This is a genomic window from Acidobacteriota bacterium (assembly GCA_030774055.1).
GTDB lineage: Bacteria > Acidobacteriota > Terriglobia > Terriglobales > Acidobacteriaceae > JACPNR01.
This window is the reverse complement of sequence record JALYLW010000036.1, coordinates 16,520-31,002: the sequence shown is the minus strand read 5'-3', so window position 1 is coordinate 31,002 and position 14,483 is coordinate 16,520. Positions and strand designations below refer to the sequence as shown.

The following is a 14,483-nucleotide window of genomic DNA, read 5'->3' as shown; positions in this document are numbered from 1 at the left end:
GCGCATCTCCCCGATGCGCCGCGCCCTTTGACCTGAGCCCGGCGTCCCCTGAGAAGGAGCGAATATGGAAGTCCAGTCCTACGAACGCGTCGAACGAGTGCAACGCTTCATCTACGTTATGCTGCTGCTGGCGCTGCTCTACGGCGCCGTCCTCGTGGCCACCGCCCCCGCCTACCGCTAGCCGGTTGCGGCATGCTCGTGGAAGCGGCGACTCGCCCACCGTTTCTCCGCCGCCCGCGTTACTCGAATCACTCCCGCTCATTTATACTTCTCGGTTTCTGCATCCAAGTTTGGTTGCGTCTGCTGCCAGACCAACGAACGACGACCACGAAGCACTGGCCACTCAAAAAATGAAGATCCTGGTCTGCATGAAGCAGGTCCCGCAGAAGGATGCGCCGCTCAAGCTCAACGAGACGGGCGCGTGGATCCGCGAGGACGTTTCCTACGAAGTCAACGAGCCGGACGCGTACGCGCTCGAAGAAGCCCTGCGCCAGAAGGAGAAGCATGGCGGGGAGGTCGTCGTGATCACTGCCGGTCCGGCGCGCGCGCAGCAGGTGTTGCGCGAGGCGCTGGCGAAGGGCGCTGACCGCGCCATCCACCTCGAAGACGCCGGCTTCGTCGGGCTCGATGCCACCAACACCGCCAAGGCCTTCGCCGCCGCCATCAAGGACGAGCAGTTCGACCTCATCTTCACCGGGCTGCAATCGGACGACTATGGCTTCGCGCAGACCGGCGTGGTGCTGGCTGAGCTGCTCGGCTGGCCGCACTCCACCATCATCATGCACATCGAGAAGACCGACTCTGGGATAAAGGTTAAGCGCGAGCTCGAGGCCGGCTTCTTCCAGTTCATCCAAATCCCGCTGCCAGCGGTGCTCAGTATCCAATCGGGCATCAACAAGCTGCGCTACGCCACGCTCATCGGCATCAAGCAGGCGAAGAACAAGCCGCTGCGCAAGGTCACGCTCGAGGAAGTGAAGGCTGCGCTTGCTCCCAACGGACAGAAGATCGAGAAGCTCTACATCCCGGAAAAGACGAAGAAGACCGAGATGCTCGAGGGTTCTCCCGCCGAGGTCGCGAAGCAGCTGGTGGAGAAGCTGAAGAACGAGGTGCGGGTGCTCTGAAGAAGAAGGCAGCGGGAGAGTAACCAGAAACGAGAGCGCAGAGACGCGAAAGTGAAAATGGCAGACACGGACACCATACTGGCAGTCGTTGAACAACGGGAAGGCAAGCTGAACCGCGTCTCGTGGGAGACGATCGCCGCCGCGCAGGCCATCGCCGCCGAGATGGGATGGCGGCTCGAAGCCGCCGTCGCGGGTTCCGGCATCGCCGCCATCGCCAACGAAGTCGCGGGCAAGAGAGTCGGGAAGGTCTATGCCGTCGAGTCGCCGGCGCTCGCCGCGTACACGCCTGATGGCTACGCGCACGCCCTCAAGCAATTCATCGCGCGGCGTTCACCCAAGCTGGTGCTGATGCCGCACACCTATCAGGTGCGCGATTTCTGTCCCAAGCTTGCGACCGCGCTGGGCAAGACGATGATCTCCGATTGCATCGGCTACAAGAAGTCAGGGGACACGCTGGTCTTCACGCGGCAGATGTTCCAGGGCAAGTTCGCGGCCGACGTGAGCTTCACCGGCGAAGGTCCGTGGTTTGCCACTTTCCAAGCCGGCGCCTTCCGCGGCGATAAGGCGGAAGCCGGAACAGCGGCTGCGCCGGTCGAGACGGTAAACGTCGAAGTTCCCGCCTCCGCGATTCGCACGAAGCCTGAACCTCCTTTCAAGGAAGCCAAGGCCGCCGTGGACCTTACGCAGGCAGAGATCATCGTGGCGGTGGGCCGCGGGATCAAAGAGCGGAAGAACATCGAGCTGGCCAAGCAGCTCGCCGAAGCGCTGGGCGGCGAGCTGGCCGCGTCGCGCCCGATCTGCGATTCGGGATGGCTGCCGATGGACCGCCAGATCGGTTCTTCCGGACAGACGGTCGCTCCGAAGCTGTATCTCGCGCTCGGTATCTCGGGCGCCATCCAGCACATCGTCGGCATGAAGGGCTCGCGCTCGATCATCGCCATCAATAAAGATTCCGAGGCGCCCATCTTCGAGATCGCCGACTTCGGCGTGGTTGGAAACCTGTTCGACGTGGTGCCGCCGCTGATCGAAGAGATAAAAAAAGCCAAGGCGGGAGCGTAGGAAGTTAGCGTTACAATCACATCATGGATGTGACCTACACAGCCGTTTTTGAAGAGGTCCCGGCATCCGAGGGCGGCGGTTATTGCGCATACGTGGAGGAACTGCCGGGAGCCAACACGCAGGGCGAGACGCTGGACGAGGCGCGCGAGAATCTGAAAGACGCCATCAGACTCCTGCTCGAAACGCGCCGGGACATGTTAGGCGAGGAGATCGGGAACCACCGCATCATCCGCGAGAAGATCTCGGTCAGCGTTGCCTGACGAGTGAAAAGGAACGATCTCATCCGCCATCTTGAGTCCAATGCCTGTCGCTTCGTCCGTGAGGGCGGAAATCATTCCATTTACGCCGACCGAGACGGCAAGCGGCTGAGCGCTGTTCCTCGCCATCGCGAGGTCAACAACTTCACGGTGCGCAATATCTGCAAGGACCTCGGCATACCGGTGCCAAAGCAAAGATGATCGTCTTCCGCAAGCCTTTCGAAGGCATCGAGCGACCGCAGATGGAAGCGGACGTGGTCATCGTCGGCGGAGGTCCTGCCGGCATGGCTTGCGCGCTGCGGCTGGCGCAGCTCATCGACGCGCACAACGCCAAGCATCCCGAGCAGCAGCTTTCTAAAGAAAACATCTACGTGCTCGAGAAAGCGCGCGAGATCGGCCAACACTGTCTTTCCGGCGCGCTGCTCGACCCGCGCTCGATGCGCGAGCTGCTTCCCGGCTTCGAGAAAGAAGCGCCGATCGACGCCGAGGTGAAGCAGGAAGGCGTCTACTTCCTCACCGAAAAAGGGAAGTTCAAGTTTCCCATCACGCCGCCGCCGCTGCGCGACCACGGCAACTATGTGATTTCGCTGAACCGCTTCGTGAAGTGGCTGGGCGAGAAAGTCGAAGCCACCGGCATCACCGTCTTCACCGGATTCGCGGGGTCGGAGCTGCTGATCGAGGGCGAGCGCGTCATCGGCGTCCGCACCGACGACAAGGGCGTGGACAAGCGCAACGAGAAGAAAGCGAACTTCGAGCCGGGTTACGACTTGAAGGCGAAGGTCACCATCCTTGCCGAAGGCCCGCGCGGCTCGCTCACCAAACAGCTTATCGGCCGCTTCGATCTGGTGAAAGACCGCAACCCGCAGACCTACGGCATCGGGGTGAAAGAACTCTGGGAGGTCCCCAGCGGACGCATCGCCGCCGGCGAGGTCATCTACACCATGGGCTGGCCGCTGACGAAGAAGGAATACGGCGGGGCGTGGATCTACGGCGGCAAAGACAACGTGGTCTCGCTCGGCTTCGTCACCGGGCTCGATTATACCGATCCGCGGCTCGATCCGCAGCGCGTCTTGCAAGCCTTCAAGCAGCACCCGTGGGTGAAGTCGCTACTCGAGGGCGGCAAGATGATCCGCTACGGCGCGAAGTCGCTGCCCTATGGCGGATGGTTCGCCGTGCCACCACTCGCCGGCGATGGCTGGCTCATCCTCGGCGATGCTGCCGGCCTGGTGAACTCGCAGCGTTTGAAAGGCATCCACCTCGGCATCAAGAGCGGCATGCTCGCCGCCGAGACCGCATTCGACGCGATGGTCGCGCAGGATTTTTCCAAGGCGAAGCTGGGGACGTATGCTGACCGCGTGGAGACGTCCTGGATCAAGGACGAACTTTGGAAGGTCCGCAACTTCCATCAGGGCTTTGAGCGTGGTTTGTTGCATGGCCTGTTCCACGCCGGCATCCAGCAATTCACCGGCGGACGCGGACTTCGCGCCCGCTACACCGCGACCCCCGGACATCGCCACATGAAGAAACTGGCCGAGCTTCCCGCCGATGGTGGCGACGAAAAACACTTGCTCGGTCCGTTCAAGGGTGACGGCAAGCTGACCTTCGACAAGCTCACCGACCTCTACCACTCCGGCACCAAGCACGAAGAGGACCAGCCCGCGCACCTCGTCATCCACGATACGGACATCTGCAACACGCGCTGCGTCACGGAATTCGGCAACCCGTGCCAGCACTTCTGTCCGGCGAACGTCTATGAGATGGAAGAAGCGGCGGACGTGCCCAGCGGCAAGCGTATCCACTTGAACCCGTCGAACTGCGTCCACTGCAAGACCTGCGACATCATGGACCCGTACGAGATCATCACGTGGGTGCCGCCGGAGGGCGGCGGCGGCCCAAACTACGACGGGATGTAGTCTCGCAGTTTGCATTTCCCCGCCATCCAAGCCAGAATCAAAGCACTCCCATGAAGTCTCGCTTCATCCAGCGTCTCGTCCTCTGCCTGCTCGCGCTATGCCTGCCCACGCTTTGCCTGCCAACGTCTGCGTCTGACAAATGTGTTGCCGGCTCGGGGGGCACGGCGTACTCGCTGGGTGAGGGTCAGACGCTGCAGCTCAACGGCGGCTTCGGCGACCACGCCGGACAATGCCACGTCGCGATCAGCAACGGATCCGGCCCGGTGTTCGAGACTTATGCTTACGACCTGCAGCTGGACGAGTTCTCCGGCCGAGACGTGAACAACGACGGCAAGCCGGACGTGATCCTGTTCGGCCATGTCACTGGGCCGAAAGACCGGTTGACGTATTGGATCGTCTCGCTGGCTGCGCCCGCCGGCCTGGCGCGGCAGATCACGACCGTCTATCCGCTGAGCTTCGAAGATCGCGACGGCGACGGCAAGCTCGAGATTTGGACGCGCGAGTGGAGCTACAACGGCATCGACGGCCTGGACGCGAGCGATTCGCCGCATCCGCTGGTCGCCTTTCGCCTGGTCGGCAACCGCCTGATCTGGGTCAGTGACCGCTTTGCCACCGAATACGATACCGAGATCGCGCAGGCGCGCCAGCAGATCAGCGCCGACGGCGTGTCCAAGCTGAGGAACGAAGAACCCACCAGCGTGATGGTGCAGAAGGAAAAGGCCGGCGCCTCGGACAAAGCAGATCCCAAGCTCGACGCGCGCGCTTACGAGGCCAAGCTCGGCATCTTGCAGGTCGTTACCTCGTATCTGTACATGGGCAAGGGCGCGGAGGCGTGGAAAGAACTCTCCGACTGGCCTTACAACGATCGCGACCGCATCCGGACACTGCTGGTCCGGGGGCGCATGAATGGGATGATCAAGCAGCTCAACGCGCCGCAGCCGGGAGCGCCCAAAGAGACGGCGGCGCAGCCGCCGGCAGCAACCAACCCACAGTAGGCCTCCGGCGTGGTGGCGCCGTCCCGTGCGGGAGCGCCGCCTTTGACTCAAGTCGTATAATGAAGGCCAGTTTCTGACCGCGAGCGCCTTCCGGGATACCGTGGCGCGCGCGGCGGTCCCGGAGCGCGAGTTCATTTTTCTCACGCCTTCGGGCGAGGGTGCCGGTGGAAACGCTTGCGCCTCCCTGTCGTTCGTGAACCACGTTGAGGAACGACGTTTGGAAAGGAAACGCCTGCCACCGTTCGCCGCGGCGGACGCCCATCCGTATCCTTTCCTGTGTTCGTACATCTAGAGAGTGAAGTGTCGTGCTTCGCGCGCCTCGCGGGAAGCATCTCAGGCCCTGAGATCCTTCGCGACTTTGTTTTCGGAACAGCGGCGGGCTCAGGATGACACGAGCCGGAGATTTTGCGCGGAACGGTATGCGACTCATCGACAAACACGGCCGCGGCATCACCGACCTGCGGATCTCCGTCACCGACCGCTGCAACTACCGCTGCGTCTATTGCCGCACCGGGCGCGACGGCGCGCAGTATGCCGAGCTGCCCATCGCCGACTATCTGCGGATGGCGCGGCTGTTCGTCTCGCAGGGCATCGAAAAGATCCGCCTCACCGGCGGCGAGCCGCTGCTTCGGGCGGGTCTAGTCGATTTCGTGCGCGAGCTGGCGCAGTTGCGGACCGTTTTTCCGAACGGCAGTCATCCGAACGGCAGTCATCCGGACGGCGGTTCCGGCGCCCCGCTCGACCTCGCCATCACCACCAACGGACACTTACTCGCCGAGATGGCGCAGCCGCTGAAGGATGCCGGGCTCACGCGCGCCACGGTGAGCATGGACGCGGTCGACGCGGTGAAGTTCGCGCGCATCACTCGCGTCGAGAACGGATACGAGAAGGTGCTCGCCGGCGTGCGCGCGGCGAAGCGGGCGGGCCTCGAGCCGGTGAAGGTCAACTGTGTGCTGCTGCGCGGCTTCAACGACGACCAGATCGTCCCGTTCGCGCGTTTTGCCCGTGAAGAGGGTGTGATCGTCCGCTTCATCGAGTTCATGCCGCTCGAAGAAGACCGGGTGTGGTCGCCGGAGATCGTCGTCACCATGGACGAGATCCTCGCCGCGCTGCGCCGTGAGTTCGAGATCGTGGAAGTGCCGCAGCACGGCGCCAGCGAGACGGCGCAGCGTTATGTATTCGCCGACGACCGCGGGAAGGGCGAGATCGGCATCATCGCGCCGGTGTCGCATCCGTTCTGCGGACACTGCTCGCGCATCCGCCTGACCTCAGACGGCAAGGTGCGCACCTGCCTGTTCTCGCAGTTCGACCACGATCTTGCCGGGCGCATGCGCTTCGGCGCGAGTGATGACGAGCTGGTCGCCTACATGCACTCCGTCGTCAGCCACAAGGAAGCTCGCCACCACATCGGCGAGCCGGACTTCATCCCACCCTCACGGACGATGGTCCACATCGGCGGCTAGAGTCATTGTCGATGGCCGATTTTCAAGTGACGATTGCAGCCGTGGGCGCTGCAAGCGACGGCAGTCGACGATCGACGATCGGCAATCGGTCAATTTGATTGCACCAGCGGTGGTGCTTTGCGACAATATCCCTCGGACGCCCCGGAAAACTGAGTCATGCGTTCCGGCGGAGCGTCTAACCGAGTAACGGGCTGCAACAACCCCGTGGTTTGGGGTCGCCTAGGCGACCAGTGAAGCCACTGCAGCCGCTGAAATGCTTTCAACATCCCCGTTCCGAGCCGGCTGCGGCGTCGGGACTGAAGGCGGCAAACGAAGTGGCGACTGCAAGCGCTCCGAATACTTGTTCACTGGAAAACTATCTGGTCGAGCCCGACCACTCGATGGAGGCGCGCATCGCCGCGGCCCGTCGTGAATTGGGCGCTTCGACCATCATCCTCGGCCACCACTACCAGCGCGACGAGGTGATCCGCTTCGCCGACTACATCGGCGACAGCTATCGCTTGTCGAAGATCGCCTCCCAGACGGACGCGCGCTATGTCGTTTTCTGCGGCGTGCACTTCATGGCCGAATCGGCGGATGTGCTTGGACATTCGGACCAGCGCGTCATCCTGCCCGACCTGAACGCCGGATGCTCGATGGCCGACATGGCCGAGATCGGCCAGGTCGAGGACGCGTGGGAGCAGCTCGCGCGCCTCGGCATCGTTCATCAGGACGACGTTCACCAGGACGACGATCAGGACGGCGGCGACGGCGGCTCCGGTCTTACCCCCATCACTTATATGAACTCCACCGCGGCGATCAAAGCGTTCTGCGGCGAGCGTGGCGGCGTGGTCTGCACCTCGGCGAACGCCGCCGGGGCCTTCCGCTGGGGATTCGGGAGATCACCCAGAGTCTTCTTCCTGCCCGACCAGCATCTTGGCCGCAACACCGCTTACGCCATGGGAGTGCCGCTGGACGAGATGGCGGTGTGGGATCCGTTCCAGCTCATGGGCGGCAACACCGCCGAGCGCTTGCGCAAGGCGAAGATCATCCTGTGGAAGGGACATTGCTCGGTGCATCAGCGCTTCCTGCCGCAGCACGTGGAGCAGGCGCGCGCGAAGTATCCCGGCATCCGCGTCGTCGTGCATCCCGAATGCCGCTGGGAGGTCTGCCAGCGAGCGGACTTCATCGGCTCGACCGACCAGCTCGCGAAGCTCATCGCAGCCGCGCCCGCCGGTATGCGCTTCGCCGTGGGCACTGAGATCCATCTGGTGAATCGTCTCGGCAAACAGCATCCCGAAAAGACCGTGGTCACGCTCGACGATTCCGGATGCCTCTGCACCACCATGTTCCGCATCTCGCCGCAGCATCTGTGCTGGGTGCTCGAGAACCTGGTCGAGGGCAACGTGGTCAACCAGATCAAGGTGGATGCGAAGACCAAGCAGTGGGCGAAGGTCGCGCTCGATCGGATGCTGGAGATCGCGTAAATCTCGAGTTTTGAATTTTGATTTTTGATTGCTGAGGGCAAGGCGCACAATCAGCTAGAATCAAGACACAGCCAAGACTCACAGGTCAGAACTCAACATTCAGCATTCAACAATCGCATGTCCAAGACCTTCACTCTCGCCGAAGCACAGGTGCTGCTGCCCGTCCTCGAGTCGCTGCTGCGCGCGGCGATGGAAGGGAAGAAGCTGATCGAGGAAGTCGATGGCGAGTTGCAGGCGCTTTCGAGCCGCATCTTCATCAATGGCGGCACGTTCGTGGACATTGTCCCGCTAGCCAAGCGCAAGCACGACCGCGAGAAGGCGATGCAGCGCGTGAAAGACGCGCTCGCCGAGATCGATTCCACCGGCGTCCAGGTGAAAGACATCGACATCGGCCTGCTCGACTTCCCCTGCGTGGTCGAAGACCGCGTCATCCTGCTGTGCTGGAAGCTGGGCGAGACTGGCATCACGCACTGGCACTCGACCGATGAAGGCTTCACTGGCCGCAAGCCCATCGACGAAAAGATCGCCAACGCGAAACCCCGCAAGAACAACTAGGCCGCGGAAATCACGGTTTTTTCCCCGGCAGCCACTGTGGCTTGAAGCCGCCATTCACCAGCCACTGCACCGGAGCGATCAGCGAATCGACGGCCTTGGTGAAGTGTGTCCAGTCGACGTGTGCAAGGTCGTCTAGCGGCGAGTGGTATTCCTTCTGCAAGCCGAAGCTGCCGATGGTCTGCGCCACCACACCCTTCTTTGCGAGGACGTAATTGTCCGAACGCTGGAAGAAATTCTGCTCGGGATAGGGATCGGCGACGACGTTCGCGCCGTGCTTGGCCAGCTCCGGACCGAAGTCGGTGCGGTCGTAGCCGGTGATCCACAGGACGTCTGGCTTCAACTTCGGGTCGGGCCACGCCAGCATCTCGAACTCGAGGTTCGCGGTGTAGTCCGCGAGCGGCAGCGGCGAATGGCTCAGGAAATAAGTGGAGCCCAGACCGCCCAGTTCTTCCGAACCGAAGAGCGCAAACACCACGGTGCGCTTCGGCTTGAGGCCGGCAGCGAGCGCGCGCGCCAGCTCGAGGACGGTCGCTGTGCCACTCGCATCGTCGCAGGCACCGTTGTAGATGTTGTCGAGCTTTCCATCCGGGCCCGTGACCGGAGGAACAACCGCGCTCGCGGGCGTGCCCTGGCCGAGGTGGTCGAGGTGCGCGGTGAGCAGGATGGCGTCTTTATCGGCGTCGGGCGCGGTGCCGTGGATGATGGCGACGGCGTTGTAGGTGTACTCCCGCTTGGGCTCGCCCAGCTTGGCATTGAGCTGGATGGGAGTGCCTTCGGGAAGCGCGGCGAGCTGTTGCGCTGCTTCGGGCTTGAGGATGAGAACGTCTCGCTGCAAGCCACCACCCATCGTGGAAGCTTCACCCCCCACGACCGAGCGTTCGAAGAGCGGACGCTCTTTCGCGAGCGTGTCCCAGGCCTTCAGGTTCTGGTTCGAGGCGGGGATCAGCACCGCGGCCGCGCCCGATTGCAGCAGCGCAAACACCTGGCGGAACCAGGTGCGCGGGTCGGAGTTCGAATCGACCGCCCAGTAGACGACCGCGCCCGGCGTCACCTTGCCGCCAGCGTCCAACTTAAAATCGCGGGGCAGTTTTTGCAGCGGACCGCTGGCACTCTTGCCCGAACTGCGCGAGAGGATGAACTCTTTGCCATGCGTCCACATGACCGGATGGGCGTTGGATGAAGTGCCCCCGGCGGTGATGCTGAGCGTGGGGGGCGCGGCAAGCTGCGGCGTCTCGAGCGTGGCCGTCTGGATGTAAGCGTTGCCGTTCTTCCCACTCGCGCTGGAACCGGCGGGCGGGACGCCGTACTGCTCGAACTGCGCCGCGATGTAGGTGGCGGCGATGAGTTCGTCGGGCGTGGCGCTGCCACGTCCGCGCAAGGCGTCGGCAGCGAGGAAGTCCAGGTGAGCGCGCAGGCAGCGAGCGCAGACGTGCTGCGTATCGGTCAGCGGATTGGACGTCGCCGCTTTTGCGGCTGTGGGCTGGCGCTTCGCCGGCGTCTTCTTCTTGTTTTCGCTGTCCTGACCCCAGGCGGGTGCGGCGGCGAGCAAAGAGAGCAGCAGGACGTGCAGGACCAGCGGCCGCGTGCGTGCGAGCAAGTGTTCCTCCGAGTGAAGGGACAGTATAGCGAAGCGACTTTCCGCGATCCGCTCTCCGCACTCCGACAGGTAGAGGAAGGCGCAAAGCGGACGGCGGACTTGCTACAATCGAACGGTCCTGGCCGGCCGTATCGGAGACCTGTCCCTATATGAGGTTGTCGAAGCTGCTATTTCCGTTCCTGGCGCTCTCCCTGCTTGTGCTGCTGGCCTTCGCGCTCGCCGGCTGTGGCGACTTCTTCGTGAGCGACACGCCGGCGAATGCGGCCAAGTTCGCCTTCGTGGCCAACAACGGCTCGGGCAACGCCTCGGCCTACACGGTGGGTAATAACGGCGCGCTGGCGAACGCTCCCGGCTCGCCCTTCGGCGCGGCCACCGGGCCCAACGCCATCGACGCCGACGCCAGCGGACGCTTCGTCTACGTCGCCAACAACGCCGGTGGCATCTCCTCCTATACCATCACACGCAGCAATGGCGCGCTCGGCGCCGTGGCCGGTTCGCCCTTCACCCCGGGCACTGGATATCTCGGACTCGCCGCCGATCCTGCCGGGCGCTACCTCTTCGCGCTCACCACCGCCGGCAATCTCGAGGCGTACACCATCAACAACACCAACGGCGTGATCACCATCAACGGCACCGCCATAGCGGTGGCGAGTTTGCTGGCCAACAGCGTGATCGAAGATCCATCCGGCAACTTCGTGTTCGTGGCGACGGGCGCTGCGGGCGTGGTGCCGCTGAAGATCCAGAGCAATGGCACCTTGGTCGCGGGCAGCGTGCAGTCGCCGGCGCCGTGCACCGCCGCCAACCGCGTGGCCGTCACACCGAACGCGAGGCTCGCGTACATCACCGATGGGGCGAACGTCTGCATCTTCAGCATCAATACCTCCACCGGCGCTTTCAGCGCCGTCACCGGCGGCTCGGGCGGCTCTCCGGTAGCGACCGGCGGGACGACGCCGACGGGCCTGGCCGCCGACGACAACGGACATTTCCTCTACGTGACCAACGCCGGCACCAATACGGTGACCGCGTTCACCATCGCCTCGGATGGACGCCTGGCCGCCATCGCCGGCTCGCCCTTCACGACCGGCACCACGCCGGTGGACGTGAACTCCGACCCTTCCGGACAGTTCCTCTACGTGGTCAATCGCGGCAGCAATAACATCTCGCTGTTCAGCATCAATGGCACGACCGGCGTGCTCTCCGGCGGCGGCAACGTGGGCGCCGGGACCACGCCGGTGGCGATCGTCACCACGCCGTAGAAGGTTGTGGTGCAGCAGTCCGGCGTGTAGAATCCCGCGAAACTTTCTCCCATGGCTGAGATCCGCAAGATCGGCATCTGCACCGGTGGTGGCGATTGTCCCGGTTTGAACGCGGTGATCCGCGCGGCGGTGAAGTGTGCCGTGCTCAAGTATGGCTACGAGGTCATCGGCATCCGCGATGGTTTCGACGGATTGATCTGGCCGGCGGAGAAATCCCGCCCCCTAACGCTAAAAGACGTGAGCGGCATCCTGCCGCGCGGCGGCACCATCCTGGGCACCACCAACCGCGGCGATCCGTTCAAGTACAAGCGGCACGAGGGGGGCAAGGAAGTGGTGCGGGACTTCTCCGATGACGTCATCAAGAATGCCCACGCGCTGGGGATGGACGCGCTCATTGTGATCGGCGGTGATGGCACGCAGAAGATCGGGCTGCAGCTCCACGAGAAGGGATTGAAGGTCGTCGGCGTCCCCAAGACGATCGACAACGATCTTTGCGCCACCGAGATCACCTTCGGTTTTGATACCGCGCTGCACACCGCCACCGACGCCATCGACAAGATCCACACCACGGCGGAATCGCACCACCGCATCATGCTGATCGAGGTGATGGGACGCGACGCGGGCTGGATCGCGCTCGAGGCCGGCATCGCCGGTGGCGCGCACATCATCTTGATCCCCGAGATGCCGTTCACCATCGATCGAGTGTGCCAGTTCGTGCGCGATCGCGAGGCCATCGGCAAGCTCTTCACCATCATCGTGATCGCCGAGGGTTGCAGTCCGCCGGCGGACATGGCGGAAAAATTCGCGGCCGAGAAGCGCGCCATCCCGCGTCCTGGGCAGATCGGCAATGTCGTGGGTGAGGCCATCGCGATGACGGCGCGGCGCGAGACGCGCGTCACGGTGCTCGGACACATCCAGCGCGGCGGCTCGCCTTCACCCTTCGACCGCATCCTCTCTACCCGCTTCGGCGTGGCGGTGGTCGACCTGATCGCCCGCGGCGAGTTCGGACGCATGGTGTGCCTGCGCGAGGCGCGCATCCACTCCGTGCCGATCGCGGACGCGGTGGGCGCGATGAAAGCGGTCGACCCCAACGGCGAGATGGTGCAGGTCGCGAAGGCGATTGGCGTAGGCTTCGGAGACTGAAACGCCGCTCTCCGCTTTCCGCAGGGACCAAAAGCGTGAAATGCCGAGCCCGTAGAGTTTTCCGCCAAGGTCGCGGAGAAGGGCCTGCTATATTCGTTGCCATCACGGGATGAAGGTATCGGTCCAAGCTCGCTTCTTGGTCGCGCTGTGCGGGTTGGTTGTCGCGGCGGGTTGCGGCAAGCAGGCTGAAGAGAACAGAGAACTGGCGTACGTGGCGGCGCCCCAGGTGATGCTGCGCGACCGTGTCGCCGCGGTCTACAACAAGGTAGGCACGGCGAAGAACGGCGAGAAGCTTGTCGTGCTCGACAAGCAGAAGCGCTTCGTGAAGGTGCGCACCGAGCGCAACGAAGAAGGCTGGGTCGAACAGCGCTACCTGGCCGAGCCCCAGGTCTATGCCGCCGCGCAGCGCCTGGCCAACACCAATCTGCGCGCGCCCTCGCAAGGCAAAGCCACTGTCCGCCACGACACCAACCTGCATGTTGAGCCCGGGCGCGAGACCGACCATCTTTATCTGATCAACGAGGGCGAAAAGGTCGAAGTGCTCGTGCGCGCGATCGCGGAGAAGACAGCGTCACGCGCCGCAACCAAGGATGCGGCGGCAAAGAACGATGCAGGAAAGAAGGACGCGGCGAAGGAGAATGCTGCCGGCGCGACAAAAGATCCGGCCGCAAACATTTCGCCGCCGATCGTAGAAGACTGGCGGCTGGTGCGCGCCTCCGAAGGCCGCGTCGGCTGGGTGCTCGGGCGCATGGTCGACCTCGACGCGCCGATGGAAGTGGCGCAGTACGCCGAGGGCCAGCGCATCATTGGCTTTTTCGTGCTCAACGAAGTGGAGGACGAAGGCAAGCGCGTGCCGCAGTACCTGCTCGCGCTCAGCGTGCCCAAAGACGGCCTGGCAGACGACTTCAGCCAGATTCGCGTCTTTACCTGGAACGCGAAGCGCAACCATTACGAGACGGCGTATCGTGAACGCAACCTTGCCGGCGAGCTGCCCATCCGCGTGGGCACGGAAGATCTCGGCAAGGAAGGGAAGCTTCCCGTGTTCGTGCTGCGGGTGCGGGGCGATGACGACAAGCTCATCGAACGCAAGTACAAGTTGAACGGCGTGATGGTGCGGCGTGTGCTCGCGCCGGGCGAGGAGCCGGCTCGGGCGAGGCCGGCCGCAAAGCGGCGCCGCCGTTAGGCGCCAGTTGTTAAACCATCAAGTCCATGCATCGGAAACGGGCCCACGGGAATCCAACTTTGAGCGAGGGAACTATGGCGGAAAAAGTAAAGCAGCTGAACCTTCAGCGCGATTACAAGAAGTATCTGTACTTCATCGATGGCGCGGGCAACGTAGCGCAGAAGGCCAAGTCGGGTGAGGGAGAGACCGAGATCCTCGTTCCGAACGCGGTCGAGCGCGACAACAACTTCCTGTATTTCATCGACAAGGATGGCGACGTGGCGCGTTCGCCGCGGGCTGCGCGCAAGAAGAAAGAACCTCCCGCCGCCTAGTCCCAAAGGGCACGCATGCTCGTCTTCCGCGATGGCGGAAGAAGGGCCGCCCTCCGTCCGCTCCTCGAACAATTGGTGGAGTCGTGTCGCTGCGCCCGTGCGTCTGGTGACCAGGAGGCGTTGCTCGCCGCGCTGCTGCGCGCCGGCAAGCTGGAGTGCGCGCT

Annotated in this window: 14 protein-coding genes and 1 riboswitch; of the genes, 13 read left to right on the top strand and 1 reads right to left on the bottom strand. The window is 63.4% G+C overall.

What is annotated here, in order from left to right; genetic code table 11:
• Nucleotides 1-350 precede the first annotated feature (350 nt).
• The 9 genes from M3P27_02820 (at nucleotide 351) to M3P27_02780 (ending at nucleotide 8,829) form a co-directional block, all read left to right on the top strand.
• Complete coding sequence (locus M3P27_02820; GenBank protein ID MDP9267242.1) at nucleotides 351-1,121, top strand: electron transfer flavoprotein subunit beta/FixA family protein; 771 nt, start codon at nucleotides 351-353, stop codon at nucleotides 1,119-1,121.
• Nucleotides 1,122-1,178: 57 nt separating this feature from the next.
• A complete protein-coding gene (locus M3P27_02815) occupies nucleotides 1,179-2,180 on the top strand; it encodes an electron transfer flavoprotein subunit alpha/FixB family protein (protein ID MDP9267241.1) in 1,002 nt (333 codons plus the stop codon).
• Nucleotides 2,181-2,203: 23 nt separating this feature from the next.
• Nucleotides 2,204-2,440 carry a type II toxin-antitoxin system HicB family antitoxin gene (locus M3P27_02810; GenBank protein MDP9267240.1) on the top strand — a complete coding sequence of 79 codons (237 nt, stop codon included), beginning with the start codon at nucleotides 2,204-2,206 and terminating at the stop codon, nucleotides 2,438-2,440.
• 3 nt (nucleotides 2,441-2,443) lie between these two features.
• A complete protein-coding gene (locus M3P27_02805) occupies nucleotides 2,444-2,638 on the top strand; it encodes a type II toxin-antitoxin system HicA family toxin (protein ID MDP9267239.1) in 195 nt (64 codons plus the stop codon).
• Nucleotides 2,635-4,350 (top strand): electron transfer flavoprotein-ubiquinone oxidoreductase, encoded by a 1,716-nt coding sequence (locus M3P27_02800; GenBank protein ID MDP9267238.1) that lies wholly within the window; start codon nucleotides 2,635-2,637, stop codon nucleotides 4,348-4,350. Before M3P27_02805 ends, M3P27_02800 begins: the two co-directional genes overlap by 4 nt.
• A gap of 50 nt (nucleotides 4,351-4,400) precedes the next feature.
• A complete protein-coding gene (locus M3P27_02795; GenBank protein MDP9267237.1) occupies nucleotides 4,401-5,345 on the top strand; it encodes a hypothetical protein in 945 nt (314 codons plus the stop codon).
• Nucleotides 5,346-5,404: 59 nt separating this feature from the next.
• A riboswitch (molybdenum cofactor riboswitch) is annotated at nucleotides 5,405-5,590 on the top strand.
• A 174-nt stretch (nucleotides 5,591-5,764) separates the two neighbouring features.
• Nucleotides 5,765-6,808: a GTP 3',8-cyclase MoaA gene (gene moaA, locus M3P27_02790; GenBank protein MDP9267236.1), complete on the top strand. Its 1,044-nt coding sequence runs from the start codon at nucleotides 5,765-5,767 to the stop codon at nucleotides 6,806-6,808.
• Nucleotides 6,809-7,122: 314 nt separating this feature from the next.
• On the top strand, nucleotides 7,123-8,274 hold the full coding sequence (gene nadA, locus M3P27_02785; protein ID MDP9267235.1) for a quinolinate synthase NadA: 1,152 nt from the start codon (nucleotides 7,123-7,125) through the stop codon (nucleotides 8,272-8,274).
• Nucleotides 8,275-8,391: 117 nt separating this feature from the next.
• Nucleotides 8,392-8,829 (top strand): DUF2203 domain-containing protein, encoded by a 438-nt coding sequence (locus M3P27_02780; GenBank protein ID MDP9267234.1) that lies wholly within the window; start codon nucleotides 8,392-8,394, stop codon nucleotides 8,827-8,829.
• Between the two features lie 10 nt (nucleotides 8,830-8,839).
• On the opposite strand, the gene M3P27_02775 is transcribed toward M3P27_02780, so the two are convergent.
• Nucleotides 8,840-10,426: a M20/M25/M40 family metallo-hydrolase gene (locus M3P27_02775; GenBank protein ID MDP9267233.1), complete on the bottom strand. Its 1,587-nt coding sequence runs from the start codon at nucleotides 10,424-10,426 to the stop codon at nucleotides 8,840-8,842.
• Between the two features lie 149 nt (nucleotides 10,427-10,575).
• Between M3P27_02775 and M3P27_02770 the strand changes: the two genes are divergently transcribed.
• From M3P27_02770 to M3P27_02755, 4 genes are all read left to right on the top strand, one after another.
• A complete protein-coding gene (locus M3P27_02770) occupies nucleotides 10,576-11,682 on the top strand; it encodes a lactonase family protein (GenBank protein MDP9267232.1) in 1,107 nt (368 codons plus the stop codon).
• A 51-nt stretch (nucleotides 11,683-11,733) separates the two neighbouring features.
• The gene (locus M3P27_02765) at nucleotides 11,734-12,825 is read left to right on the top strand and encodes a 6-phosphofructokinase (GenBank protein MDP9267231.1); all 1,092 of its coding nucleotides are present in this window, start codon (nucleotides 11,734-11,736) and stop codon (nucleotides 12,823-12,825) included.
• Nucleotides 12,826-12,934: 109 nt separating this feature from the next.
• Complete coding sequence (locus tag M3P27_02760; protein MDP9267230.1) at nucleotides 12,935-14,008, top strand: SH3 domain-containing protein; 1,074 nt, start codon at nucleotides 12,935-12,937, stop codon at nucleotides 14,006-14,008.
• Nucleotides 14,009-14,082: 74 nt separating this feature from the next.
• Nucleotides 14,083-14,319 (top strand): hypothetical protein, encoded by a 237-nt coding sequence (locus M3P27_02755; GenBank protein MDP9267229.1) that lies wholly within the window; start codon nucleotides 14,083-14,085, stop codon nucleotides 14,317-14,319.
• The last annotated feature ends 164 nt before the right edge of the window (nucleotides 14,320-14,483 follow it).

Coding starts and splice junctions, on each gene's coding strand:
- M3P27_02820 (MDP9267242.1), top strand. CDS start 351: ATGAAGATCCTGGTCTGCATGAAGCAGGTCCCGCAGAAGGATGCGCCG.
- M3P27_02815 (MDP9267241.1), top strand. CDS start 1,179: ATGGCAGACACGGACACCATACTGGCAGTCGTTGAACAACGGGAAGGC.
- M3P27_02810 (MDP9267240.1), top strand. CDS start 2,204: ATGGATGTGACCTACACAGCCGTTTTTGAAGAGGTCCCGGCATCCGAG.
- M3P27_02800 (MDP9267238.1), top strand. CDS start 2,635: ATGATCGTCTTCCGCAAGCCTTTCGAAGGCATCGAGCGACCGCAGATG.
- M3P27_02795 (MDP9267237.1), top strand. CDS start 4,401: ATGAAGTCTCGCTTCATCCAGCGTCTCGTCCTCTGCCTGCTCGCGCTA.
- moaA (MDP9267236.1), top strand. CDS start 5,765: ATGCGACTCATCGACAAACACGGCCGCGGCATCACCGACCTGCGGATC.
- M3P27_02780 (MDP9267234.1), top strand. CDS start 8,392: ATGTCCAAGACCTTCACTCTCGCCGAAGCACAGGTGCTGCTGCCCGTC.
- M3P27_02770 (MDP9267232.1), top strand. CDS start 10,576: ATGAGGTTGTCGAAGCTGCTATTTCCGTTCCTGGCGCTCTCCCTGCTT.
- M3P27_02765 (MDP9267231.1), top strand. CDS start 11,734: ATGGCTGAGATCCGCAAGATCGGCATCTGCACCGGTGGTGGCGATTGT.
- M3P27_02760 (MDP9267230.1), top strand. CDS start 12,935: ATGAAGGTATCGGTCCAAGCTCGCTTCTTGGTCGCGCTGTGCGGGTTG.
- M3P27_02755 (MDP9267229.1), top strand. CDS start 14,083: ATGGCGGAAAAAGTAAAGCAGCTGAACCTTCAGCGCGATTACAAGAAG.